The 24,895-nt window shown below is 64.9% G+C and carries 17 protein-coding genes; 9 read left to right on the forward strand and 8 right to left on the reverse strand.

Features of this window, described 5'->3' with window-relative positions:
- Window positions 1-5: 5 nt before the first annotated feature.
- A complete protein-coding gene (locus HNR01_RS21085) occupies window positions 6-1,775 on the reverse strand; it encodes an HlyD family efflux transporter periplasmic adaptor subunit (protein WP_026105909.1) in 1,770 nt (589 codons plus the stop codon).
- Window positions 1,776-2,659: 884 nt separating this feature from the next.
- Here HNR01_RS21085 and HNR01_RS21090 point away from each other — a divergent pair.
- Both HNR01_RS21090 and HNR01_RS21095 read left to right on the forward strand, forming a co-directional pair.
- A complete protein-coding gene (locus HNR01_RS21090; protein ID WP_183669587.1) occupies window positions 2,660-3,712 on the forward strand; it encodes an alpha/beta hydrolase family protein in 1,053 nt (350 codons plus the stop codon).
- Window positions 3,713-3,746: 34 nt separating this feature from the next.
- Window positions 3,747-4,880, forward strand: coding sequence for a metallophosphoesterase (locus HNR01_RS21095; RefSeq protein ID WP_183669589.1), 1,134 nt, complete (start codon window positions 3,747-3,749; stop codon window positions 4,878-4,880).
- A 251-nt stretch (window positions 4,881-5,131) separates the two neighbouring features.
- Here the strand turns inward: HNR01_RS21095 and HNR01_RS21100 are convergent, their stop codons facing one another.
- The 4 genes from HNR01_RS21100 to HNR01_RS28050 all read right to left on the reverse strand — a co-directional run bounded on the left by HNR01_RS21100 (window position 5,132) and on the right by HNR01_RS28050 (window position 7,937).
- Window positions 5,132-5,527, reverse strand: a complete 396-nt coding sequence (locus tag HNR01_RS21100; protein WP_017487023.1) for a hypothetical protein — start codon at window positions 5,525-5,527, stop codon at window positions 5,132-5,134.
- Window positions 5,528-5,797: 270 nt separating this feature from the next.
- Window positions 5,798-7,156, reverse strand: coding sequence for a TAXI family TRAP transporter solute-binding subunit (locus HNR01_RS21105; protein ID WP_183669591.1), 1,359 nt, complete (start codon window positions 7,154-7,156; stop codon window positions 5,798-5,800).
- A 208-nt stretch (window positions 7,157-7,364) separates the two neighbouring features.
- The gene (locus HNR01_RS21110; protein ID WP_153876336.1) at window positions 7,365-7,616 is read right to left on the reverse strand and encodes a hypothetical protein; all 252 of its coding nucleotides are present in this window, start codon (window positions 7,614-7,616) and stop codon (window positions 7,365-7,367) included.
- 12 nt (window positions 7,617-7,628) lie between these two features.
- On the reverse strand, window positions 7,629-7,937 hold the full coding sequence (locus tag HNR01_RS28050; RefSeq protein ID WP_309236217.1) for a low affinity iron permease family protein: 309 nt from the start codon (window positions 7,935-7,937) through the stop codon (window positions 7,629-7,631).
- Between the two features lie 537 nt (window positions 7,938-8,474).
- On the opposite strand from HNR01_RS28050, the gene HNR01_RS21120 reads away from it, so the two are divergent.
- The 6 genes from HNR01_RS21120 (at window position 8,475) to HNR01_RS21145 (ending at window position 17,859) form a co-directional block, all read left to right on the forward strand.
- Window positions 8,475-10,103 (forward strand): SulP family inorganic anion transporter, encoded by a 1,629-nt coding sequence (locus HNR01_RS21120; protein WP_183669652.1) that lies wholly within the window; start codon window positions 8,475-8,477, stop codon window positions 10,101-10,103.
- 851 nt (window positions 10,104-10,954) lie between these two features.
- Window positions 10,955-12,028 (forward strand): AraC family transcriptional regulator, encoded by a 1,074-nt coding sequence (locus HNR01_RS21125; RefSeq protein WP_246417586.1) that lies wholly within the window; start codon window positions 10,955-10,957, stop codon window positions 12,026-12,028.
- A gap of 90 nt (window positions 12,029-12,118) precedes the next feature.
- Window positions 12,119-12,448, forward strand: coding sequence for a PRC-barrel domain-containing protein (locus HNR01_RS21130; RefSeq protein ID WP_183669656.1), 330 nt, complete (start codon window positions 12,119-12,121; stop codon window positions 12,446-12,448).
- Between the two features lie 343 nt (window positions 12,449-12,791).
- Complete coding sequence (locus HNR01_RS21135; protein WP_183669595.1) at window positions 12,792-13,793, forward strand: 2-hydroxyacid dehydrogenase; 1,002 nt, start codon at window positions 12,792-12,794, stop codon at window positions 13,791-13,793.
- A gap of 3 nt (window positions 13,794-13,796) precedes the next feature.
- Complete coding sequence (locus HNR01_RS21140) at window positions 13,797-16,169, forward strand: glycoside hydrolase family 65 protein (protein WP_183669597.1); 2,373 nt, start codon at window positions 13,797-13,799, stop codon at window positions 16,167-16,169.
- Between the two features lie 94 nt (window positions 16,170-16,263).
- The gene (locus HNR01_RS21145; RefSeq protein ID WP_183669599.1) at window positions 16,264-17,859 is read left to right on the forward strand and encodes an aspartate:alanine exchanger family transporter; all 1,596 of its coding nucleotides are present in this window, start codon (window positions 16,264-16,266) and stop codon (window positions 17,857-17,859) included.
- A 66-nt stretch (window positions 17,860-17,925) separates the two neighbouring features.
- Here the strand turns inward: HNR01_RS21145 and HNR01_RS21150 are convergent, their stop codons facing one another.
- Genes HNR01_RS21150 through HNR01_RS21160 form a run of 3 tightly spaced genes read right to left on the reverse strand, consistent with a single transcriptional unit; the run spans window position 17,926 to window position 23,437 of the window.
- Entirely contained in the window at window positions 17,926-20,250 is a 2,325-nt protein-coding gene (locus HNR01_RS21150) for a glycoside hydrolase family 65 protein (RefSeq protein WP_183669601.1), read from the reverse strand.
- Window positions 20,243-20,968 (reverse strand): HAD family hydrolase, encoded by a 726-nt coding sequence (locus HNR01_RS21155; protein ID WP_153876341.1) that lies wholly within the window; start codon window positions 20,966-20,968, stop codon window positions 20,243-20,245. The genes HNR01_RS21150 and HNR01_RS21155 overlap by 8 nt, the downstream gene beginning before the upstream one ends.
- Before the next feature lie 33 nt (window positions 20,969-21,001).
- Window positions 21,002-23,437, reverse strand: a complete 2,436-nt coding sequence (locus HNR01_RS21160; RefSeq protein ID WP_183669602.1) for a phosphoketolase family protein — start codon at window positions 23,435-23,437, stop codon at window positions 21,002-21,004.
- A 614-nt stretch (window positions 23,438-24,051) separates the two neighbouring features.
- Here HNR01_RS21160 and HNR01_RS28055 point away from each other — a divergent pair.
- Window positions 24,052-24,747 carry a hypothetical protein gene (locus HNR01_RS28055; RefSeq protein ID WP_309236211.1) on the forward strand — a complete coding sequence of 232 codons (696 nt, stop codon included), beginning with the start codon at window positions 24,052-24,054 and terminating at the stop codon, window positions 24,745-24,747.
- Window positions 24,748-24,895: the final 148 nt, after the last annotated feature.

Consider the following 24,895-nt stretch of genomic DNA (forward strand, 5'->3'; position numbering starts at 1 on the left):
GGCCCTCAGCTGCGTGCCTCCTGGGGCGTGAGACCCGTCCGTTTCGGAGCCTCGCCCGGGAAGGCATTCGGCCGTGTCGGCGGGAGCGGCGGCATCGAGATGCGGCGCTCGGGCATGACGGCGATAGGCTGCGGCCCCATGCTCGGGGGCGGGGGCGGAATCGGGGCCGTGCGATCGGATGCGACCTGCGCGCCGGACGCCGTCGATGCCTCGGACGGCGCCGCCCCGGGGAAGTCGGGCGAGACCACCGCCGTCCGCGTCTCGGACCGATCCGCACCGACGGCAGCGCTGGCGGGAGGATTTTCGGCATCCGGTCGCACGCGGACGTCGTGTCCGGCCTGTGCGTGGCCTGGGACATCCGACCCTGCGGAGACAACCTGCTTGAGGACGTCGCTCGCGGAGGAGACCATGGCCCGGGTTTGATCGGCCACGCTCTGCGCCAGATCGGGTGCGGCGGCCGCGACCTTCGTCACGAGCCCGCTCGCGCCATCACCGAGATCGCGCCAGACGACGGATGTCGACGGCACCCAGCCCGCCTCCCGCGTGACCGTCACCCAGCGTCCGACCCCGCAGGCCGCCTCCGCCGGGCTCCCATGCGCCGGGCTTCCGTGCGCGGCAGCCCCGGTCGGGAGCGGCTCGGGCCTGACCAGTACGTAGAGCTCGCGCCGCTCCGTCTGCGGGAACGGCACCGCGTAGGTCGCGTCGACCGTATCGCTGGTCTTGGGCAGGATTTCGGTCACGATGCCCCGGCGAGGCTCGACGGATCCACCGGAGATCGTGACCGCGCTCCCCACCTGCAGATTCTGGCCTTGGCGGTAGGAGAAGATGGCGACGACGAAGCTGCGCTCGCAATCCACCACCGAGGCGAGGCTGTCGCCGGCCCCGACATGCCGTCCGGTCGTGGCGTTGACATTGTAGACGACACCCTTGGCCGACGCCTTGATCTCGGAGGTCGTCAATCTGTCGAGGCGTTGGTTCTCCCGCGTCAGCAAGGTCTGCTGATCGGCCATCGCAGCCTTCAACTCCTTCTCCTCGATCGCGAGGCGCTGCGTGTCGTAGGTGAGGGAGAGCTGCTTCTGCGACAGGTCGGCGAGGCTGCGCAGTTCGTCGCCCAGGAACAGCCCGCGGGCCAATCCCTCGAGCTGGACCGTCTTCTGATTGAGCTTGGCCTCCGCCGCCTTCTTCTCCTGGATCGCGGCATTGAAGGCTTGCGTTGTCGACTTCACCATGTCGGGGCTCGCCACGTCGCGAGCGACCATGCCGACCTGACGCTCCATCAGCACCCGCTTCTCCTCGCCCGATGCGTTGGCCGAGGCGATCTTGGCCTTGAGCTCTTCGACTTGCGCGCGGAGAACCTGCGTCATCTGTGCGGACTGATCCCGAATCGCCCGGTCGAGGGCAGCGAGGTAAGCCTCGTTCGAGGTTCGCTTGTTCTCGGCGGCGAGAGCGCGTTCCCGCAGCTCGGAAACCCGCCCGGCCAGTTGGATCGCCGTGGCGCGGTCCAGGCGGTCGTTGGTGATCTGAGCCACCAGCGAACCGCGCTCGACGGTGTCCCCGGCAGCGACCGGAATCGCCCCGATATCGCCCGCGATCGGAGCCGTCAGCAGGGTGACCGGGGCGTTGACCACCGCGCGGTCGGATTGGTCCGCCACCAGGGGCGGAAGCACCGAGGTGCCGATCAGGATCGCCAGAACCGAGGCAAGACCGACGCTCGACACGCGGACGAGCCGGCCGTGGCGGTGCTCGGGCGCGGACGTGAGGGTAGGCTGGGACAAAGGCCAACTCCAGGCGCGTGGAATGGGTCGCTCCGCGGGAGGCATCCGTTCGGATCGCCGGCCCGTGCGACGCCCCTTGAATTGCTGCGGCGCCGAAATGGTTGCGTAAATTTTTCGTTAAATTCGAATTGAACGTGGCCGTACAAGAATATATTCTGGTATTGACAGCGTCAGAGCAGCGTACATGGAAATCCAATTCACGGTTGCAGCGCACTGAACTGACGGAAATGTGGCGCAAATGCAGTCACATTCGTTCAAATTATTGTCAGCCAAGTCGTCGAGTGCGGAGATTGTTTGCAGGTTGATGACCTGCGGCGCTTTATGGTGTTGCTTCCGGCTTATCAGAGTGGAGTCGCGTGCATGCCGTACACCTTCTGATGCAAGGTGTGGCCATGCGCACGGCGGCCGGGCGCGCTCGCCGACCGAGCCGGGGAATGAGCCGAAAACGTCCGAGCTCAAGTCGTGCCCGACAAGAGGCCAAGCCTGAAGCGGTAGCTCTCGGCCTCGAATGCCTCAGCGAAACGGATGAAAGCGCGGCGATCGGGTCTCGGCTGCGCTCACACTGTCCAGAACGTCGCTCGTGATCCTTGTCGGCGACAGCGAGGAGGCGCCTCGAACACGATCCTCGTCCGTGAAATCCGTCGGCGGGGCGCTGAGATCCGGAGGCCGCTGAGTTCCGCCGTGCATCTGCCTGGCTTGCCGCGCTTCCGGACCTTCGGCCCATGCCGCCGGAGGAGCCGCTTCTCCGCTGGCCGTTGCGATTGATGGCATCGCTGCGAACACAGCTGCACGCGGTGTGCGCCTCCTCACCGCGTGGAGGGTGGCAAGTGCCTTAGCCGGCGATGTGCGTCGATGCGACCACCGTCCTTGATGAGGCAGCCCCCGTGAGGGAAGACATCATCCCGCGCCCCGGCTTCAGCCGGCGTCGCTTCGGGGCCCTGCTCGTCGGCGGCATCGCGGCGGGCGCGGTGATGCGTCCGATCCGTCCGGCCGAGGCGGCTCCCGAGGACGTCCGCATCGCCGATCTCGACTGGGTCGACGGCCGTCGTAACCGCCGCGTGCCGGCGCGCTTGTACTGGCCGTCCCCGGGGACACCGGCGGGGCCTGTTCCCTTGATCGTCTTCTCGCACGGCCTCGGTCAGTCGCGGACAGGCTACAGCTATCTCGGGCGCCACTGGGCGGCCAACGGTTACGCAAGCCTTCACGTGCAGCACGTCGGGAGCGACGGCAGCGTCTGGGCCGGCAATCCGTTCGAGGTTCTCGACCGCGTGAACGTCGCAGCGGATGAACGCGAGGCCATCGCCCGGGCCGCCGATATGAGCTTCGCTCTCGACGGCATCCTGGGCAAAGACAGCGGTTTCGCTGCGTTCATCGACCCGACGCGGATTGCCGCCGCCGGCCATTCCTATGGCGCCAACACGACCTTGATCGTCGGCGGGGCACGGGTCGTTCGCGAAGGGAGAACGCTCGAGTGCAGGGACATGCGCTTCAAGGCCGGCATCGTCATCTCGGCGCCGCCGTTCTACGGCGAGCGCGACCTGCAGGCCGTGCTCGCAGCCATCACCATCCCAACCTTCCACGTCACCGCAACGGCGGACGTGATCGCGTTGCCCGGTCGACGGTCGCCGGTGCAGGACCGCCTCGACGTCTACGGGGCTGTCGGGACGTCAAGGAAGGCGCTGGCGGTCTTCCAGGGCGGGTCGCACAGCATCTTCACCGACCGGCCGCTGACGGGTGGGGTGACGCTCAACCCGCAGGTGAAGCAGGCGACCGCGGAAGGCGCGCTGGCGTTCCTCGACCTGGCATTCCGGGGCGACCCCTCACCCTTGGCGTCATGGAGCGAGACGTGGCGGCCGCTCCTCGCCGTGGCGCCCACAGCTTACCCCGCCACCGAAGCGTCGCGGCATCCGTCACGCCGAGCCCGTCCCCGCTCCTAGCGGTTGCGCCAACCCTCGCCCGCTCAGTCGGTCCATGTTCCACCTGATCTTCGGTCTGCCCTGCCTGTACGTGATCGCCAGGGTGCTGTGGCCTCTGCCTTGGCCGTTCGCGCTGAAGGCCTGCGTCGCGGTTCTCCTGCTCATTGCGTCCCAGTACCACCTGTGGAGTCGCCTCTCCTCGGGCTCGGTCTTCTCACCCGAATTTCCGCGGGCACTGGTCATCCTGTTCAACTGGGCCTTCGGCACCATCTTCCTGCTGGCGGCGATGCAGCTGGCGCTCGACGTCGTGGCGTTGGCCAGCAAGCTCGTGCCGGGAGGTGGTTGGTCGCTGCCGGCGGCGTGGCGCTACGCCGAGGCCGCCCTGGCCATGCTTCTGTCGGCGGTCGCGGTTCAGCAGGCCGTGCGGGTGCCCCCGCTCCGCGATGTCACCGTCGAGATCGAAAACCTCCCGGCCGCCTTCGACGGCTATACCCTTCTTCACCTGACGGACCTGCATCTCAGCCGCCTGTTTCCGGCGCGCTGGGCGCGCGAGGTCGTGGCGCGATCCAACGCAGTCGGGGTCGATCTCATCGTGGTCACCGGCGATTTGATCGACGGATCCCTCGCCAGCCGTCGCGCCGACGTCGAACCGCTGCGTGATCTCCGGGCTCCCGACGGGGTCTGGCTGATCCCCGGCAACCACGAATATCTCTTCGAGTATACGGCGTGGATGCGCCATTACGCCGATCTGGGCATGGCTGTGCTTGCGAACCGGCACACCGTCCTGAGGCGCGGTGATGATGCCGTCGTTCTGGCGGGCGTGACCGACCTCTCGGCCTCGCATTCGGGCCGGCCGGCCCACGATCTCGATGCGGCATTGACAGATGCTCCGGTCGGCATCCCCATCATCCTCCTCGATCATCAACCGAGGGATGCGGCCAGGGCGGCCGCGAAGGGCGTAGCCCTGCAACTGTCCGGTCATACGCATGGCGGGATGATCGTGGGTCTCGACAGGCTGGTCGCGCGGGGGAACGGCGGTTTCGTCTCCGGCGCGTACGCGGTCGGTGGTATGACGCTTTACGTCAACAACGGCACGGCGCTGTGGCCGGGCTTCGCCCTCCGGTTGGGCCCTCCGTCCGAACTGACGCGCATCACGCTCCGAGCCAGAGTTCGGCCGCGCGCGAGCTGACAGAAGCCGGGCCCCGCTCCGCCTCCCAGGCTCGAAGACGTGGGCGGCCATCACCGCAATCTCCGGAATCGGCACGAGCAGGCCGTTCAGCCCGCATTCGCACGCCGCCGGTTCGACTGTGCGCTCGGTCTCGCGAGCAGACAGAAGGCGCCGGGTTCAACCTTCGAGAACAATGTCGCCCATCGAAACGGGCACACGCCAACAAAAAGGGCCGCCCGCAGGCGGCCCCATCGTCCACTCTGTGGCGTGGCTTACCAGCCGTAGCCGTAGCCGTAACCGCCGTAGACGGGCGCATAGCCGTAGGCGGGAGCATACCCATAACCGCCGTAGTAACCGACCGGACGGCCATAGCCGTAGCCGTAGGAATTGGCGGCGATCGCACCGGCCGCGAGACCCGCGATCCCCAGGCCGATCGCGGCTCCCGGGCCGATACCCCGGCGGTAGCCGTAGCCACGATATCCGTAGCCGCCATAGCCGCGCCGGAAGCCGACGCCGCGATATCCGCCGTAACCGCCCCGGTAGCCGTAGCCGCCGTGATAGCCGCCGTAGCCACCGCGCCAGCCAGCTTCCGCCGTGGTCACGGAAGCAGCCATCGAGCCGAGGCCGAGCATGGCGGCGGCGGTGAGAACGAGATAACCCTTACGCATAAAATTCCCTTCGCAAATGTGATACTCGGTCCAACAGGGCTCGATGGGAGCGGTTCCGGCTTCCTCCCCTCGCCCGTTTGTCGCATGGCCCTCGACGAAGGCCTCAGCGCTCTGGCGGGATGGTGATCGGCCTGAACATCACGTCATGCCGAGAGAGCCTCGACGTCCTGACGAGAAAGAGGTGCAGGTTCCCCCTGGGCGCACGATCGCACGCTGGACCACAGTCGGACCGCTCGGCACGCCGGCTAAGGCCGGCCGCCTCCACGACGCTCAGGAGATGAGGAACCCGCTGCCGGCCTGAGCACGCCTTATCGTTGAACGCGCCGCCTCGATGGCCACGTTGGCGGCGCCCAGCGTACGCGGCTCGGTGGGCCGGTTCAGGGCGTGGCGCGCGATGCTGCCTGCAAGGTCGTCCACTTCGCTGGCGAGTGCTTCCAGACGCTCGCGGTCGGTCTCGCGTCGTGCCTCGGAGCGGAGTTCGAGCAGGCGCGCGGTGGCCACCTCGATCCGCTCTCGGCGTTTGCGTCCGATGCGCTGCCGCAGCCAAGCGAGCGTGGAGCCCAGGCCACCGCCCAGGATGGCTACGAGGTAGATCCAACTCTCGTAGCGCTCGATGAAGGTCTCCTGCTCGCGCTCGTAGTAGTCGATCGCGCCGGGATGGATGGGAATGCGGGCACTGGTGGCGTCGGCGGTGTCCTCGTAGTCCGGAGAGGCGACATCCTCGGCCGCCGGCACGCTCTCGGCCAGGGCGGCACGCATCTCGAAAAGGTGCTGGGTCGCCTCCGCGGCCACGCTGCGCGCCAAGTCGGCGCGCGCCATCAGCCGGTAGGACGTGCCGACGGTCGCGACATCCTCCGTGGGGAGGCGGGGATTGCCGCCGAACAGCGCTGCCGGGACCGTGACGGGCTGCAGGCGCGGCCAGCGGGCCAGCACCGCGGCGGTGTCGGCAACCCCGAAGAGCGAGACCTCGTGATCCACGCTCGCCGCGCGTATGAGATCGACGACCCGCCGCGAGGCTGGGGAAGTCGGTGTGGTCACCAGCACCATCCCGTCGATGCGCCCATCGCCGAGCGCGGCGTTGATCTCAGCCTCCTGCACCGGGACGAGGAGCACGGCCGTCCCCGGCACAGCCTCGGCCGGGGGATCGGTCCGTAGTTCCAGGTTGTGGTGTGCGACGAGGTTGCCCACCAGCGCCCTGTCGGCCGTCCGGCTCGCCAGCATGCCCAGCCGCTTGCCGGCGAGATCAGGGAAGCTCCTGATGTTCGTGGCACCCGGCGCCACCACGAAGGCCGCCAGATTGCGCAAGACGGCCAGGGTCAGGCCGTTGCCCGGCATCGACACGTCGGGCCGTACCACGGCGAGGTCGGCCCTGCCCGCCTTCAGCGCCTCCGCGCTCTCGCGCACCCCGTCGAAGGTCAGGACCTTGAGGCGGATCGCACTCTTCCTACGGGCAAGCTCGTCGGCATAGGCGCGCAGAAGTGCCGGCTCTGTACCGCCATGCGGCGCGGTCGCGACGGTAAGGGTCGTTGCGCGCGTGGCGTAAAACGCCGCGACGGCGGCGAGGACCAGAAGGGCTGCTAAGCCGAGGAGCCAAACCTCGCGGCCGCCCGGCAACGCCAACTTGCGCACACACAATCCCCGTTCGCTGCGGCCCGCACCCGTCGGCCGCTTCGCGTCTTCAGTGTCACTCGATGGCGGCGACAGTCATCATGGACCGGCTTTCGTCGACCGCTTGTGCCGGTGAAGGCTGGATCGAAGGCCCGAAGCGACAGGCACGTCGCAACCGATCCGATGACGGTCGCACCGGAGAGCCGGGCGACGGGTCCCCGATGGGCGGTCAGCCCTTCTTGCCTTGCTTGTAACTCTGGATGGCACCTTGGCACCCCGGCGACAGCTTCGACATGTTCTTCTCGAAGCATGCCTGCGTCTCGGGGCCATCGTCCGGCGGCATGTCCCCGCAAAAGGTCGTGAAGTCGCTCATGCATTGCTGCTGGAGCGCCGCCTTGTCCTCACCAGACATCGGCGCGGCACCGACGGAAGTGGTCGCGACGGAGAGAAACAAAACGGTTGAGACCCAGCGGACCGGCATGAGGAAGCCTTCTCATCTCATTGGACGGTGCAGAATGTCCGAGGGCCGGAAACCGTTGCACGCATTGGTCTCGTCGGTGGCACAAAAGGGGTGCCATCCGATCCTCACCCGGATGCGGGCTGGTTCGCGGCAGTGTCCCCGTCCCGTTCGGGCGTCTGAGCCGTGTCTCGCCGCGTCATCGCAACTCGCCGAGTTCCTCTCGGTGAGGTTCTCGATACCGGTGAAGTGGTCCCGAGCCGCACCCGCCCGAATGGGCTCTTCGAGCCTGGCATGGAGGGCCGGTCCGTCCCGGTTCGGCGAATTCTGGATCAGGACCACCATCAGGAAGGTCACGATGGTGATGTCCGCGTTGATGACGAGGTGCTCAGCTTCCGAGCGCGGAGAAACGAACCGCTGATGGCACAGCCGGCGACGACAACAGTCCCCGGTGTGAAGACGAGGGGATGACCATCCCACTCGGCCACTCTGCCCGCGAAGTTTGTGAAGGCGGGTGACGTCTCAGGATGCGCCGGCTCTCCTGCGGCCTTTGGCGTCATGAGCTCACCCTGTATCTCAATCGGTCCGGTCCAAAGCCCGCCCGTCAGGTCACCCAAGACTGCATCGGCAGCCAAGGCCAGTCGCTTTAGCCCTCGACTGTCGGAGCCTGTCACGTCTCTGGACCTCGCGTTCCGGCCACCAGTGGCCGTGAAGAACCCGGCGCCTTTTGCTTAGCCCGCGCCAAACAACGGCAAGATCACCTCGTTGCGGATCCCGGGAACATCCTCCAAAACAGTGTCGAAGCCGGCCTTTCCCTGCGCCGAACGCGAGGGATTTCCGATGAGAGATCTTCGCGCAGCGATTCGTACTCACTGGAGCAAGATGCGGCCAGATCTCGGCCGCGATGTCGTGGCGGGCCTCACGGCGGCCGCCGTCGTCCTGCCCAAAGCCATCGCCTTCGCCGCGGTGGCCGGATTGCCGGTGGCGGTCGGCCTCTACACCGCATTCGTTCCGGCGGTCATCTACGGGCTTTTAGGCTCGTCGCGCGTCCTCAGCGTCAGCTCGACGACAACCTTGGCGATCCTCACCGGAGCTGAGCTCGGCAGCGTGGCCGCCGACGGCGGGCCGGCGAAGCTCGCTGCTGCAACGGCAACGTTGACGGCCCTCGTCGGCATTTTGCTCCTCGCCGCGCGGTTGATGAAGCTCGGCTTCGTGGCGAGCTTCATCTCCGTGCCCGTACTGACGGGCTTCAAGGCCGGCATCGGAGTTGTCATTCTCCTGGACCAAATCCCCAAGCTCCTTGGACTGCATGGAACGAAACAATCCTTCGTCGCCGACCTGGTGAGTCTCGTGCGGCACCTGCCCGACACCTCTCTGGTGACGCTCGCCGTCGGGGGGATCACGCTGGCCGTGCTTCTCGCCATGGAGTGGCTCAAGCCGCACTCGCCGGCCCCCCTGGGCGCGGTGGCGGCGGCTGTCGCCGCCTCGTGGCTGCTGGACCTGAGCGCCGCCGGGGTGTCGATCGTCGGGCCTATCCCGCAAGGCCTGCCCTCGCTCACTCTGCCCGATCCCGCCCTGATCCAGGCACTCCTGCCGGGTGCCCTCGGCATCGCCTTGATGAGCTTCACAGAAAGCATTGCCGCCAGCCGGGCTTTCGTTGGACCCGACGATCCGCCGGTCAACGCCAACCGCGAGCTGATCGCGACCGGAGCCGCCAATCTCGGGGGCGCCCTGCTCGGATCGATGCCGGCGGGCGGCGGCACTTCGCAGACCGGTGTCGTGCGGGCAGCCGGAGGCCGAACCCAGATGGCCTCGCTCGTGACGGCCGCCGCATCGCTTGCCACGATGCTGCTCCTTGCTCCGGTTTTGCGGCTCCTGCCGCAGGCGACCCTGGCGGCAGTGGTGATCATCTACTCGGCGAGCCTGATTCAGCCGGCAGAGTTCCGGGCGATCTACCGGGTGCGCCGCATGGAGTTCTACTGGGCGGTCGTCGCGGCCATCGGCGTTCTGGTCTTCGGGACGCTTCAGGGCATTGTCGTCGCCATCGTTCTGTCGCTCATCGGCCTTGCCCTTCAGACCGCTCATCCGCCGGTCTTCATCATCGGGCGCAAACGTGGTGCCGATGTCCTGCGCCCCCTCTCGGCAGAGCACCCTGACGACGAGACGTTCGAGGGTCTCCTCATCCTCCGTCCGGAAGGACGCCTCTACTTTGCCAACGCGCAGAACGTCGGCGAGCGGATCCGGGCGCTGATTGCCGAGCACAAGCCGCGCGTGGTCGTTCTCGATCTCAGCCGCGTGCCCGACATTGAGTATTCGGCGCTGCAGATGCTGCAGGAGGGTGCGCGGCGAACGAGCGTGACCTTCTGGCTCGTGGACTGCAATCCCCACGTGCTCGACATGGTGCGGCGTTCAGGCCTCGACCAGGAACTCGGCCCCGACCGCCTGTTGTTCAACGTCCGGACGGCTATCGAGCACTACAGGCACCTTCAAGCGCCCTCAGCACTCGGCTGACCGCCGGCCAAACTCGAAATGCCAAGCCACAGCGAATCCGCCGAGATCTCGCAAGATTTTCACCACGTGTCCCTTCCGATCAAGCGACACTCTCGGCACAGCGCTACCGTTCAGCTTCCGTAAGCTGTAGCGATTCTTGCCTTGCCGCTTATGCTTGCATTTCTGTTCGTCACCGCGGTTTGGCTGGCGTCAGCGGCGCCCGTGCAATCGAAAGGTTGTATACGCCAACCTGAGGCGCTCACCCATGGCAATGACTACGACATGGGCAGCAACGCGCCGCTGCCGTCCATCGTCGCCCTCGAGCACGCCCGCGCCCGACATGACTCCTTGTGCCGAGCGGACGGCGGCTATCACGAGGCTGCAACATGAGGTTACAGCGTCAGACCGGGCTCGCGTCACGCGATCCGAAGCAGCCGGAGCCCTACGGGCGCCAGCGGGCTTCTCGTTCGCCGGAGCCGCATTGCGGCCGTTCGACAGGAATACCCCCGCCGAGGTCGCCGGAGCGCCGCCTACCGGCAAGGATGGGTCGGCATCCGCATAGAGCGCATCGCCCGGCATCCTACGCCTCCTCGAAGTTCGATCCTGAGCGGTGGGGTCACAGATCGATCTTGAAGCTTGCCATCTTTTCAGACTGAGCCAATTCGCAATGTACAGGCTCACCAGGGAAATAGGCGTTCGCTTCACAGCCGGTAACGCATGCTTGCAGTCTAGATATTAAGAGGGCCTCACGATCGCGCAACTTGAAAGGTGCTCCATGCGGCCAAAAGTTGCCCCCTTCGATCAAATCGGGATGTCAAAACCTGTGTTAGACGCGCCCTTCGAGTGAGCGCGGCGTCAAAACGGAGGTGATCATGTCCTCTTCCATGACGATAGACTCACCCCCGCCGTCGGGGACCCGGGGGTGCCATACAAGCGGGAAGTCGCTCTCTATTGCCTTCAGCCGCCCTGGGGTCGGGCCGGCGGTCTATGCCACTCTTGTCGAACTCGGTGTCGCTCCTGACGATCTTCTGACCGAGCTACGACTCGACCCACGTCTCTTCGACGGCGGCCATCCTGTCCCCTATGCCAATCTCAGCCGCCTGATCACGCTCGGGATCGAGCGCACGAATTGTCCGCATTTCGGACTTCTCGTCGGCCAGCGGGCGACCCTGGCTTCGTTGGGGCGGCTCGGCCTGCTGATGCGCCATTCGGACACCGTGGGCGACGCCTTGCGGGCCCTCGAAGCCCACGCTGGCGTTCAGAACTGGGGTGCGGTGGTCGGGCTGGGCACCGACAGCGGCATCACCGTTCTCAGCTACGCTCCCTACGGGCCGGAGGCCGAGAGCGCGGCCATCCACTCGGAGCGGGCGCTGGCGACGATGACCGGCGTCCTTCGGGCGCTGTGTGGCTCCGACTGGGCTCCGGATGAGGTTCTGCTGCCCCGCTCCAAGCCACGCGAAACCAATCCCTATGATCGCTTCTTCCAGGCGCCCATCCGGTTCGATCAGGAAATGGCCGCCCTGGTGTTCCCGGCCGAGCTTCTCAACAAAACCATCGACGGCGCGGACCCGATTGTGCGCAGGTTGGCCGAGGGCCGCATCCGCCAACTTGAGGCCATGCAGTCGTCCAATCTGACGGATGAGCTTCGTCGCTACCTCCGGACCCAAGTCACCCGGCAACGCTGCAAGGCCGAGCGCGTCGCGCGCATGCGCCTGGTGCACCGCCGCACCTTGAGCCGACGCCTGCGGGCCGAGGGCACATCCTTCAGACAGCTTTCCAACGACGCGCTGTACCGGGTGGCCAAGCAACTGCTCGCCGACACGAGCATGAGCCTGACGCAGATCTCGACCGCCCTGAACTTCTCCGAGCCTGCCGCCTTCACCCATGCCTTCCGGCGCTGGTCGGGCATGGCGCCGAGTATCTGGCGCCAGGCGAACCGGCTGTGAGGCACGGCAACGGGCTCCGGCAGGGGACGGTCCACGCGGGAGGAGGGACGGCAAGTGCTGCGATTCGTCTGCGCTGTGGTCGGCATCCTCATGACGTTCGCCGCCGGAGCGGGGGCGCAGGAGGGACGCTCGCCTCTCTCGGATCAAGCGGACGCGCGCATGCAACTCGGTGCGGCTTCGCTGATTCCGACTCTGCGCGGCCGTCGGCTCTATGCCGATCAGAAGCTCGTCGTCGGGTATGTGCGGGATGTCAGAGTTTCAAAAGACGGGAATACGCTGATTGTCGTCGTAGCGCGACGGCGCTGGCTCGGCGGTGGAGAGATCGCCATCCCGGTCCCGTTGCTGCGTCAGCAAGACAACGATCTGACCATCACCGCCACCCGCCAGAGCATTCGCCAGATCCCTCTGTTTCCGCCGTAAGGGAGGAGAGCGGATGTCCGTCGCTCCCGCCGCGGGGAAAGGGCGGGAGCCATCCGCAGCCCACCGGGCGAGCGGCTCACGCGAACTGAACCGATCGAGGCCGCGCCGACGCGCTGTCCCGATTGATCAAGCGCAGCCGCTTGCCTCATGCGAAACAAGTGCAAGAACGGACTTCTCACTCGTCCTGCCATGCGAGATCCAACAGCCGCCGCTCGACCGGGCGACAGAGCACAGGGCGAGCCATGATTGGAGGCGCGCGAAACGTCTTCGGAATTCGCCATCTCTTTGACTCGAGATAGCACCGACAGGGCAATTCACAGCGATCAACCGGGGAGGCGCGAGCATGCGAGTTGCGATGTTCAGCGCGCAGAATTACGAGCGCGTGCTTCTAGATGAGCTGAACACCAGTCACGGCCACGATTTGGTATATCTCGATACGCTGCTGGGGCCTAAAACTGCGCTTCTTGCGGCAGGATTTCCTGCGGTCAGTGTCTTCGTCAACGACACCGTCGATCGCACCGTTCTCGAGGATCTCGCTCGGGGGGGAACGAAGATCGTCGCGACGCGATGTACGGGATTCAATCATATCGACCTGGAGGCAGCAGACGAACTCGGAATACAAGTCGTCCGCGTGACCAATTACTCGCCCAATTCGGTGGCGGAGTTCGCCGTCGGATTGCTGCTGGCGCTGAACCGGAAGATTCACCGAGCCCATAACCGAACGCGGGAAAGCGACTTCAGGCTCGATGGCCTGATGGGGTTCGACCTTGTCGGCCGCACCGTGGCGGTGATCGGGACCGGGAAGATCGGCACCATCTTCGGCCGGATCATGGCCGGCTTTGGCTGCACCGTGCTCGGGTTCGACGTGCATCGCTCACCCGAGTTCGAGAAGTTCGGCGGTCGCTACGTCGATGCCGAAGGCGTTGAAGCGGCGGATGTCATTTCGATGCATTGCCCGCTGACACCCGAGACCTATCACATCGTCGGCAGACGAACGCTGGGGCGCGTGAAGAACGGGGCGCTTCTGATCAACACGAGCCGCGGCGGGCTGGTCGACACCGAGGCCGCCATCGATGCATTAAAGTCGGGCCGTCTCGGCGGATTGGCACTCGATGTCTATGAGCAGGAGGCGGATCTTTTCTACAGAGATTTGTCGAGCTCCATCATCTCCGACGATGTCATTCGACGCCTTATCTCCTTTCCGAATGTCATTTTGACCGGCCACCAAGCATTCTTCACGCAAGAAGCACTGAGAACCATTCTTGGAACAACACTTGATAGCATTTCTGATTTCGAAGCAGGTCGGACACTGACCAATCGAATTAGCCGCCGCTTGGACGGATGATCGATGCTGCGCCCACGCTACATTCCGCCGGACGACATCTTCCCACCGAACCCCTGGGCGTTCGAAACCGTCCGCTACGACGCGAGACTGGCGCGTGAACTGACCGGGCAAGCCGAGACGATGTTCGCGTTGTCGAACGGATATCTGGGCATCCGCGGCACGGTGGAGGAAGGCACACCGGTGCGCGAGGCGGGCACCTATCTCAACGGCTTCTACGAACACCGGCCGATCTCCTACGGGGAACATGCCTACGGCTTCCCCAGGGTCGGCCAGAGCATCTTGAACTGCCCGAACGGAACGGTGCTGAAACTGTTTGTCGATGACGAGCCATTCGTCCTGCCGCCGGCGGAGATCCTGAGCTACCGGCGCTCCTTGGATTTGAGAGCGGGCACGTTGAACCGCGACGTCCGCTGGGTAACCGCAACAGGCAAGCGCCTGCATATGCGCACCGTTCGGCTCGTCTCGCTCGCGCAACGACATCTTGCTGCAATCGAGTTCGAACTGACGGGGGAGGACGCGGACGTCGAAATCGCGGTTTCGTCGGAACTGGTCAATTCTCAACCCTTGAGCGCCGATACGACAGATCCACGTCTCGCCGAAGGCTTCGTCGGTCGCGTGCTTCACCCGACCGGAACGAGTGCCGGGGGGATGCGGGCGATGCTGAGCTATCGGACAAGGAGCTCCGGCATGAGCCTCGGCTGCGGCATGGATCACAGCGTTTCGAGCGAGTGCCCAGTCCTGACCGAGCTCGTCTGCGAGGACGATTTCGCCGCCGCTCGGTTCCGGTGTAAACTCGAGCGAAATAAACCGCTCCGCATCCGCAAGTATCTCAGTTATCACTACGGAGAATCTTCGGATCACACCGAGATCCTGTTCCAGACCGCCTCAACCCTCGACCGCGCGATGCGACATGGATTCGAGCGCATCCGCGAGCGGCAGAGGAGCGATGTCGGGCGCTTCTGGGCACGGGCCGACGTGACGGTGGAGAGCGACAATCCAAGGACGCAACAGACCATCCGGTGGAACCTCTTCCAACTCCTCCAGGCCTCCGAACGGGCTGAAGGGCATGGGATCGGCGCTCGCGGCCTGACCGGCCAAACCTATGAAGGGCATTACTTCTGGGACACGGAAATCTACGTATTGCCGTTCATCATCTACACAAATCCCGCGATCGCCCGAAGCGTTCTGAAATTTCGCTACGACATGCTTGATAAGGCCCGAGCCCGGGCCCGGGAACTGGGTCACCGTGGCGCCACCTTCCCTTGGCGAACCATCAACGGCGACGAAGCATCAGCCTACTATGCTGCGGGAACGGCGCAGTACCACATCAACGCCGATATCGCCTATGCGCTCCGGAAATATGTCGAGGTGACCGGAGATCAGGAGTTTCTCTGGAATTATGGCGCGGAGATCCTGATCGAGACGGCTCGCCTCTGGTTCGACCTCGGCTTCTTCTCCGACGTCAAAGGCGGTCGCTTCTGCATCAATGGCGTGACGGGACCGGATGAGTACACGGCCCTCGTCAACAACAATTGCTTCACCAATCTGATGGCACGGGAAAACCTGCGCTACGCCGTCCAGAGCGTACGGGCTCTCGAGCGCCTGCACCCTCCTCTGTTCGAGATCTTGGTCGCCCGCACGGGCCTCGAACCGTCCGAACTCGAACAGTGGCATGAAGCCTCCGAGCGGATGTATCTTCCTTACGACGGCCGCCTCAAGATTCATCCTCAGGATGACGACTTCCTCGACCTCAAACGCTGGGACTTCGCGACAACGCCGGAGGATAATTATCCTCTTTTTCTCCACTACCACCCCCTCAATCTCTACAGGTCCCAGGTCATCAAGCAAGCCGATACTGTGATGGCCATGTTTTTGCTCAACGAGCAATTCAATCACGATGAGAAGAGAAGGAATTTTGAATATTACGAGGCGCTAACTACGCACGACTCGTCTTTGTCCGTCTGCATTCAGAGCATCATCGCAAACGAGACGGGGTTCAAGGAAAAGGCAATCGATTATTTCGACTTTGCGGCGGCGATGGATATGTCAGACATCGGCGGCAACATGATGCACGGCGCTCATATCGCCGCCATCGGTGGCACGTGGCTCGCCCTCGTCTACGGCTTCGCCGGCCTGCGTGATACCGCAGGCCAGATCTCATTCGATCCGAAGCTGCCGGAGACGTGGTCGGCTTTGAACTTCGTCTTGACCGTCAGAGGACAGACGCTTCGCATCGAGATCGACCGCATGTCGGCAACCTACCGCTTGTTGAACGGGGAGTGGGTGAGCTTTTCGCACGCGGGAGAAGAGTGCGTCTTGTCGTCCGCCGAGCCGATCCTGACGCGCGCGTTCGGACCGGAACAGCCGCTGCAGTAGTCCGGCAGTGTGGAAGCGGGGTCGGCGTCGATTTGGCCTGCGCCAATGATCCTCCGAGCCGAAGGCCTAACGGACGGAAGCGGAGATTTCTTCCATGATGGCCTCAATCAGCGAGTTCATTGGAACGCAGCCGATCCTGACACTCTTCCTGGTCATCGGCCTTGGCTACGCGGTCGGACAGATCAGGGTCTTAGACTTCTCGCTCGGCGTGGGGGCCGTGCTCTTCGTCGGCTTGATCATCGGCGCCATCGCACCGAAGGCACAAGTCGCCGGGCCGCTCGGTCTCGTCGGGCTGATCATGTTCCTTTACGCGATCGGCATACTCTACGGTCAGCAATTCTTCGAGGGCCTGTCGGGCCCCGGCCGCGTCTATAATCTGCTGGCGGTCGGCGCGGTGATCGCTGGCCTGTTGGTGGCCGTCGGTCTCGGCGCCGTGTTCCAGGTCAAGCTCGGCCACACGCTCGGCATCTTCGCTGGATCGATGGTCAGCACGGCGGCCTTGCAGGCCGCGATCGATACGATCGGAAATCGCGACCCATCCATCGGCTACTCGGTCACCTATCCGTTCGGCGTGATCGGTCCCATTCTTTGCCTCTACTTCATGACGCGACGCGTGAAGCCGACCTTTCCGCCGAAGCCAGCCCGCTTCCACATCGGCGAGATCACAGTCGAGCGGTTGCCGGCCGCAGGAACGACGCTCGCGGCCGTCATGGGGACTTTGCCCGACGGCGTACAGATCGCGGGCGTGCGGCAGGCCCACCACAATCGACTGCCCGATCCTGGCCTGGAACTGCATCCGAGCGACGCGCTTCTGCTCGCGGCCGATCGCGCGGTGGCGGTCGAGGAGGTCGCCACGGCTCTGGGACATGCCGACAAGGGCCGGCTCACCAAAGATCGCGGCGACATCACCTACCAGCGCTTCTTCGTCTCGAACGCGGCGCTGACCGGCGTGAAGCTGTCGGCTTTGCCCCTGCCGCCGGATATCTCGATCCAGATCCTGCATGTGCGGCGTTACGACATGGACCTGCTGGCCGCCCCCGACCTGATGCTGGAGCTCGGCGACAGGGTCGGGATTCTCGTCGCACACGAGGCCGTGGCCGAGATCCGCGCGCATTTTGGCGACACCCTCAGGGCGACCGCAGACTTCAGCTACGTGTCCGTCGGTCTCGGAATGGTGCTCGGCGTTCTCCTCGGCCTGATTCCGATTCCTGTGCCGGGCATCGGCGCCCTGACTCTCGGCATCGGCGGCGGCCCGCTCATCGTGGCGCTGATCCTCGGCCGGCTTCGGCGCACCGGTCCGCTGAGCTGGGTCATGCCCCTGCCCGCAAACATCGTGCTGCGCAATCTGGGCCTGACACTGTTCCTGGCCACGGTCGGGATCAATTCCGGCCAAGCCTTCGTCACCACGGTCGCGCAGAATGGACCACTGATGCTGCTGATCGGTGTGGCGGTGCTGTTGACGACGGTGGCGATCGTGCTGCTCGTCGGCTTCTATCTGCTCAAAATTCCGTTCGACGACCTGATCGGTGTCGCCTCCGGCGCCACAGGAAATCCGGCAATTCTGGCTTATTCCTCGCGCACGGCACCGACCGAACGCCCGGATATATGCTACGCGATGATCTTCCCGTCGATGACCATCGTGAAAGTCTTCAGCGTGCAAATCATCGGCCTGCTTTTCTTCGGCGGCTGATATTCGCTGATGAGCCCGGAACCGGACGGTCCATTCGCCAAGTCATGCTCGACGCGGATATCGGCCTCATGCATCGACATCCACCGCACCCCGGAACGCCGCGGATGAACGGCTGACGTGCAGCGGTGATCGAGGTTGCAGCGTTCGTGTGTCGCCGGCAACAGTGATGTCGATCTCATCACCGTCGATCAGGGTGGCCTCCACCGCGTCACCAGTGATGCTGAGCCCGACGGAGCGACCGCGCCAGCGAACTTTGAAGGATAGACGTCTCCACGTGGGCGGCAGCTTGGGATCGAGTTCCAGGGTCTCGCCGGCCAAGTTCAGCCCCGCGATCCCGAGGATCGCGGCCTGCCACAGGCCGCCGAGCCCGGCGATGCGAACGCCGCCGGCACTGTTTGGATCGGGATCGAGATCGAGGGAGGCCGTCTCCCGCATGTAGCGGAGCGCCATCTCGCTGTCCCCGAGGCGGGCCGCCACGCGCGCATGCATCGCTGCGCTCAGGGAGCTGCCGTGGGCACAGCGCGGCTCGTAGTGGCGGAAGTTGACCGCCGCGCCCTCCCCGGGGAACGCCTCGGGCAACAAGGCGATCAGCGCGACCACGTCGGCCTGCTTGACGACCTGCGAGCCCTGCGTCTGCTCGCGGCCGATCACCACGTCGATGGGCAGCGCGTGGGTGACGTAGTCCCTCACATCCAGCGGCTTCAATGCATGGAAGCCGGCAAACTGCTCGTAGAGCCCGGTGGTGGGATCGAGGCCGGTGACGATGCGCGCGACGGCGTCCCGCCAGTCGTCGAGTTCACCGTCGTCGAGGGCGATCCTGTCTTGGAGCGCGGCGGCGTGGTCGGGCCAGCGCTTCCGCAGCAGGTCCAACGCGTCCAGAGCACGCGCGATGTTCCAGCGTGCCATCACGTTGGTGAAGGCGTTGTCGTCCACATCCTCATGGTACTCATCCGGCCCGATGACGTGGCGGATGTGGCGCCCGCCATCCGCTTCGGCCACGGCCCGGGAGGCCCAGAATCGCGCGGTTTCGACGAGGATTTCGACCCCGGCATCGCGGAAGAAGTCGTCGTCGCCGGTGGCGCGCCAATACTGCCAGACCGCGTATGCGATGTCGGCGCTGATGTGGTGTTCCATCTTGCCGGTCAGGATCTCGACCGGCTGCCCGGCGGGGCCCAGCACCGTTTCCGGTGTGGTTTCCTCACCGGTATCGGCCGACTCCCAGGGATAGAGCGCGCCTCGGTACCCGAACAGTTCAGCCTTCGCACGGGCGGCGGGCAGCATGTGGTACCGGTACATCAACAGCGCGCGCGCCGCTTCCGGCCAGACGGCGGTGTAGTATGGCAGAAGATAGGTCTCGGTATCCCAGAAGACGTGGCCGAAATAGGCATCGCCGGTCAGGCCGCGCGCACCGATCGACACCCGGTCGTCGTCCGGGTTGGCGGCGCTCGTCAAATGGTAGACGGCGAACCGCAGGGCGCGCTCCAGATCGTCATCGCCGTCGATGTCGATCCCGCCGTCCTCCCAGTGGTCGTTCCAGGCGGCCTCATGCGCCCGCAGGACAGCACGCCAGCCCAAGTTGGTGCCGCGCTCCAGCGCCGCCTCCGCGTGCGGCGTCGGGTCTTCCGCCGGTCGGTCCGATCGCGCCACGGCGACGTGGCGAGCCAGTTCGGCAACCTGGCCGGCCTTGGAGCGCCAGCGCCAGATCCACCGCAGCGGGAACGGGCGCTCGGCAGGGACCGAGGCTCCTTCGAGGCGCAGCTCTGCACCGCCGGCCATCGCCACAACCTTGCCCGTCCCCTCGGTGCGCCAAGTGCCCACTTCGTTCTTGAGACGAATCGGCTCCATGCCGAGACCGGCCAGACCGAAGCTCGCTTCGAGGCGGACGTCGACGCCATCCCGGTCCAGCACGACGCGCTGCACTTGCAGCCCCGCCGCGCGGTCTGCCAGCGACAGCAGGCGAAGCTCGTGGCCCGTCGCGGTGATGCCGGCCGGCGTTCGATGCGTCCATTCGGAGAGCAGCACGCCGCGCCGCATGTCGAGCCGCCGCAGGCCGCGAAGCATCTCACCCTCGCGTGACACGAGCGGCTCTCCATCGAGGATGAGGCGGACCCGCGACCAATCGGCGACGGGCACGAGTGCCGGAACGGGCGGTTCGGTATTCGGCATGTCGAACAGCCCCGCCACGTAGCAGCGCGGCCATGAGGCCCAACGGATGTACCCGAGCCAGCTGACCCAGGTCGGCCCTCGGCTCGTGGAGCGCGCGGCGCGCATTCCGAGGAAGCCGTTGCCGAGGGCAAAACGCGACTCGACGGCACTTTCCGTGAGCACGTTGTAGCCTTCATGCGCCAGAACCCAACCGGGCGCCTCCGTCGGTTGAAGCAGATCAAGCATCTTCGACGGGCTCCTGAGCAGCCCGGGCGCGCAGCGTGCCCTCGGCCAGAGTGGCGACCTCGACCTGATCAAGACTTGTCACGACGAGATCGGCGCCTGCCTCGCTCAGCAGGACTTCGTCGCCGAGGCGGGCGATCCCGATTGCGGTCATTCCGCCGGCGCGGGCGGCCCGGATGCCGGCCGGTGCGTCCTCCACCACGATGCACTGCGCCGGCGACGTCTTCACGGCTTCGGCCGCGAGCAGAAAGAGAGCCGGATCCGGCTTACCCTTCGGCACCTCGTGGCCGCTGAGGTCGGCGTCGAACAGCGAGAGCAGCGTGCGCCCGTCCGGCAACTTCAGGCGGGTCAGCATCGCGGCGGCGTTCTTCGACGAGGAGGCGAGCGCCAGCCGCAGTCCAGCCACGTTCAGCGCAGCGGCGAAGCGCATGGCATCGGGAAAAACCTCGAAGCTGCCCTCCTCGATCAGCCGGTCGATGAGCGCCTGCTTCTTGTCCGCATAGTCTGCCGACCGGCGCGCGGCCTCCGGCCCGCCGAGCCGCTCGAGCACCGCACGAGCCCCCTCGAGGCGAGGCCGTCCGGCAACGTTCGCTTGATAGAAGGCGGTGGTGAAGCCTGCCGGATCGGCAAAACCTTTCAGCGCCTCGCGCCATGCGCGCTCGTGGGGCGAGTTCACGAGCACGCCGTCTACGTCGAAGATCGCGGCGCGAAGGCTCGGCATCACCGCGCGCGACGCCGGTCGAGGCGCCCCTCCTCACACATTGTCGCTCTCTGTCGAGCTTGCGGCACGCGCCGTCGTCATGGCGCCCCACGACCAGCCAGACACCTCGGGCATGTCGTCACCGTACCGACCGATATACTCCCGGTGATCGATCAGCTTGTCCCGGATCGCCTGCTTGGCGTAGGCCGCACGGGCGGCCAGACCCGGCACGCGATCGATGACGTCGCCCACCAGGTGGAAGCGGTCGATATCGTTCATCACGCACATGTCGAACGGCGTGCTCGTCGTGCCCTCCTCCTTGTAGCCGCGCACGTGGAAGTTTCCGTGCCCGTGGCGACGATAGATCAGCCGGTGAATGAGCCACGGATAGCCGTGAAAGGCGAAGACAACCGGTTTGTCTGTCGTGAACAGGGCGTCAAAGTCCTGATCCGAGAGCCCGTGGGGATGCTCCGTATCGGGCTGCAGCTTCATCAAGTTCACGACGTTGACGACGCGCACCTTGAGGTCCGGAGCATAGCGGCGAAGGAGGTCGACGGCCGCGAGCGTCTCCATGGTCGGCACGTCCCCGCAGCAGGCCATGACGACGTCCGGCTCGCTGCCGCGATCGTTGCTCGCCCATGCCCAGATTCCGAGCCCGGCCGTGCAGTGCTTGACCGCCTCATCCATCGTGAGCCACTGCGGCGCCGGCTGCTTGCCTGCCACGATTACGTTAACGTAATTTCGGCTCCTCAAGCAATGATCGGTCACCGAGAGAAGACAATTGGCGTCCGGCGGCAAATACACACGCACCACCTCCGCCTTCTTGTTCACGACATGATCGATGAAACCGGGATCCTGATGACTGAATCCATTGTGATCCTGCCGCCACACGTGGCTCGATAGGAGGTAGTTCAGCGATCCGATCGGCCGCCGCCAAGGAATGTGGTTGCAGACCTTCAGCCATTTGGCGTGCTGATTGAACATCGAGTCGATGATGTGGATGAAAGCCTCATAGCAGGAAAAGAAACCGTGCCGGCCGGTCAGCAGGTAGCCCTCGAGCCAGCCCTGGCACTGATGTTCGCTCAGCATCTCCATCACGCGGCCATCGGGCGCGAGGTGATCGTCCCACGGCAGGGTCTCGGCCACCCAGGCGCGGTTGGTGACTTCGAGCGCGTCCTGCCAGCGGTTGGAATTGTTCTCGTCCGGGCTGAACAGCCTGAAGTTCCGCGCCTCGGCATTCAGCGCAAGGACGTCGCGCAGAAAGCGGCCCATCACACGCGTGGATTCCGCCATGGTCGCTCCGGGCGCCGTCATGGTGACGGCGTAGTCGCGGAAATCCGGCAGCCGGAGGTCGCGCAGCAACGCGCCGCCGTTGGCATGCGGGTTGGCGCTCATGCGCCGCTCACCCTTCGGGGCAATGTCGGCGATCTCGGATCGCAATCGACCGCTCACGTCGAAAAGCTCGCCGGGCCGGTAGGAGAGCATCCAGTCTTCGAGGATCCGCACGTGGGCCGGATTGTCGTGCATCTCGCCCATCGGCACTTGATGCGAGCGCCAGTAGTCCTCGGTGCGTCGGCCGTCGATTTCGCTCGGGCAGGTCCAGCCCTTGGGTGTGCGGAGCACGATCATCGGCCAGAGCGGTCTGCGCGTAAAACCTTTGTCGCGCGCCTCGGCTTTGATCTGCAGGATGTCCGTCAGCACCGTGTCCAGCGTAGAAGCCATGAGCTGGTGCATCTCGGCCGGGTCGCTGCCTTCGACGAAGTAGGGTGTGTAGCCGTATCCCTTGAAAAGATGTTCGAGCTCCTCGTGGCTGATCCGAGCGAGGACGGTCGGGTTCGCGATCTTGTAGCCGTTGAGGTGAAGGATCGGCAGAACCGTCCCATCGCTCGCCGGGTTGAGGAACTTGTTGGAATGCCAACTGGTTGCCAGGGGGCCCGTCTCAGCTTCGCCGTCGCCGACGACGCAGGCGACGATGAGATCGGGGTTGTCGAAGGCCGCCCCATAGGCATGCGAGAGGGAGTAGCCCAGCTCGCCGCCCTCATGCATCGAGCCCGGTGTTTCGGGCGCGACGTGGCTTGGAATTCCACCGGGAAAGGAAAACTGCTTGAAAAGGCGCCGCATGCCCTCGGCGTCCGCGGAGATCTGCGGATAGACCTCGCTGTAAGTTCCCTCGAGATAAGCGTTGGCGATCACCCCAGGACCGCCATGCCCCGGTCCGGTGATATAGATCATATCAAGATCGTGCTTCTTGATCAGGCGATTCAAATGAACATAGATGAAATTCAGGCCCGGCGTTGTGCCCCAATGGCCGAGCAGACGCGGCTTGATGTGCTCCTTGGTCAGCGTCTCCTTCAACAAAGGATTGTCGAGCAGATAGATCTGCCCGACCGACAGGTAGTTTGCCGCGCGCCAATAGGCATCGACCAGGTCGAGCTCTGATGCTTCCGCTGCGCGCTTGGAGTGCCGCCGTTTCTTGACGATAGCGTCCATCTGACTGCCCAGGGATATTACAGGTTCGTTTTGCTGCCGTGCGATGCACTGTTTTTAATCGAATGGTTCCCCTCGATACGCTTCACGATTCAGGTTGGATCTTGAGATCGGATACGGCTCGAACATGACTCAAGCTTCCGTGCGGGACGCACATCGCGGCATACGACTCGCGGATGCCGTGTGCTCGGGGAAGCTTTCATGAGGTCTTCTCCTGGTCGGAGGACACCATGCATCGAGAGCCGCGTCGCGCCGGGCTAGGCCCGAAGTCCTGCCCCGCGTCGCGTCGATCCGTCCACGGCAGGCACGCTAGCACCGCGCCGGGCGCCACGCTTGATCCAACAGGACAGGCACGGCTTTGGGATGCGGCGACGCTCGGTCGCTCCTGTCTTTAGACAGAGGCGGACCGTGTGATCCCCGGCCAACTGTCCTCAAGATCGGCTCTGATCCGTTTGGAGTAGCTCGCGTTCGGGACCCGACCCTGACGCCGACCGAATGGCGGCCTGCGCGAACCATATGAGCCCAGGGTCTCGATGCTTATGTCCAGCTTGTGCGCCGTCCACGCAAAAGGCTTCTGATGTCCCTGACTGCGATGGGAATCACTGCGATGCAAATCGTTGAGACAGCAGCCCGTTCCTTCGTCGACCCGTCACGAACAGATCATCGCGGCGAACACTGCTTATCCGACAATCGATCCTCTCTGCAGGATCATTGATTCGTTCTTTGAAGGCATACATATCGAACAACGGCGCGTCGCCAGAGCATCGACGTCCTTACACCGGGTCGGTGTTGTCTCGGATCGCCGCCTCGGGTCTGATCGCCGACAGGCTCACGCAAGCAGAATAGGCTCGGCTCCGCTGATCCGGCGCATCTCGTTACCGAAGGAGGTTGCGATGAAAACCGCACAATTCGTGGGCGCTACCATGATCGGCTTCATCAGTCTGGCCGGAGTGACGCCGGCACGGGCGGTCGATTCCAGCCTGTCGGGGTACCAGGGCGCCTGGGTTCTGGATGGCCGCGACTGCGCAGATGTGTTTTCGTCCGGCGGGAAAGTAAAGGCATTCAAAAAGCCTGTCGACATTTTCGCGCCCGCATTCGTGATCTCCGGCAAGCGCCTGAGAACTCCGATGGCATCCTGTCAGATCAAATCGACCCAGCCGAATAAGGATCGTCATGTCTTCCTCCTCGACTGCACGAACAGTGTCGCGAGCAATGAGGTCAGGGTGGTGATGGCGATATCACCCGATCGCGGCCTCAAACGCTACTACGGCGATCAAGATCCGACAGGCGTCGCCTATCGGCGCTGCTCGTGAGCGACGCGAAGGCCGCGGGCCGCCGGCGCCGCGATGCTCATGAATGCCCAAGTGCGCATGCGACCGCGGCCTCGTGCGGACCTCGCCGGGCGTCCTCTTGGATCAAGCGGCGCGGCCGACTTCGTCATACCGTTCGACGACCTTGATG

Origin of the sequence: Methylorubrum rhodesianum (genome assembly GCF_014199985.1) — a bacterium.
GTDB classification, from domain to species: domain Bacteria; phylum Pseudomonadota; class Alphaproteobacteria; order Rhizobiales; family Beijerinckiaceae; genus Methylobacterium; species Methylobacterium rhodesianum.

Excerpts from the sequence above, each read along its gene's own strand:
- HNR01_RS21095 (WP_183669589.1), top strand. The coding sequence starts at position 3,747 with ATGTTCCACCTGATCTTCGGTCTGCCCTGCCTGTACGTGATCGCCAGG.
- HNR01_RS21100 (WP_017487023.1), bottom strand. The coding sequence starts at position 5,527 with ATGCGTAAGGGTTATCTCGTTCTCACCGCCGCCGCCATGCTCGGCCTC.
- HNR01_RS21110 (WP_153876336.1), bottom strand. The coding sequence starts at position 7,616 with ATGCCGGTCCGCTGGGTCTCAACCGTTTTGTTTCTCTCCGTCGCGACC.
- HNR01_RS28050 (WP_309236217.1), bottom strand. The coding sequence starts at position 7,937 with ATGGTGGTCCTGATCCAGAATTCGCCGAACCGGGACGGACCGGCCCTC.
- HNR01_RS21120 (WP_183669652.1), top strand. The coding sequence starts at position 8,475 with ATGCGGCCAGATCTCGGCCGCGATGTCGTGGCGGGCCTCACGGCGGCC.
- HNR01_RS21125 (WP_246417586.1), top strand. The coding sequence starts at position 10,955 with ATGTCCTCTTCCATGACGATAGACTCACCCCCGCCGTCGGGGACCCGG.
- HNR01_RS21130 (WP_183669656.1), top strand. The coding sequence starts at position 12,119 with ATGACGTTCGCCGCCGGAGCGGGGGCGCAGGAGGGACGCTCGCCTCTC.
- HNR01_RS21135 (WP_183669595.1), top strand. The coding sequence starts at position 12,792 with ATGCGAGTTGCGATGTTCAGCGCGCAGAATTACGAGCGCGTGCTTCTA.
- HNR01_RS21140 (WP_183669597.1), top strand. The coding sequence starts at position 13,797 with ATGCTGCGCCCACGCTACATTCCGCCGGACGACATCTTCCCACCGAAC.
- HNR01_RS21145 (WP_183669599.1), top strand. The coding sequence starts at position 16,264 with ATGATGGCCTCAATCAGCGAGTTCATTGGAACGCAGCCGATCCTGACA.
- HNR01_RS21150 (WP_183669601.1), bottom strand. The coding sequence starts at position 20,250 with ATGCTTGATCTGCTTCAACCGACGGAGGCGCCCGGTTGGGTTCTGGCG.
- HNR01_RS21155 (WP_153876341.1), bottom strand. The coding sequence starts at position 20,968 with ATGCCGAGCCTTCGCGCCGCGATCTTCGACGTAGACGGCGTGCTCGTG.
- HNR01_RS21160 (WP_183669602.1), bottom strand. The coding sequence starts at position 23,437 with ATGGACGCTATCGTCAAGAAACGGCGGCACTCCAAGCGCGCAGCGGAA.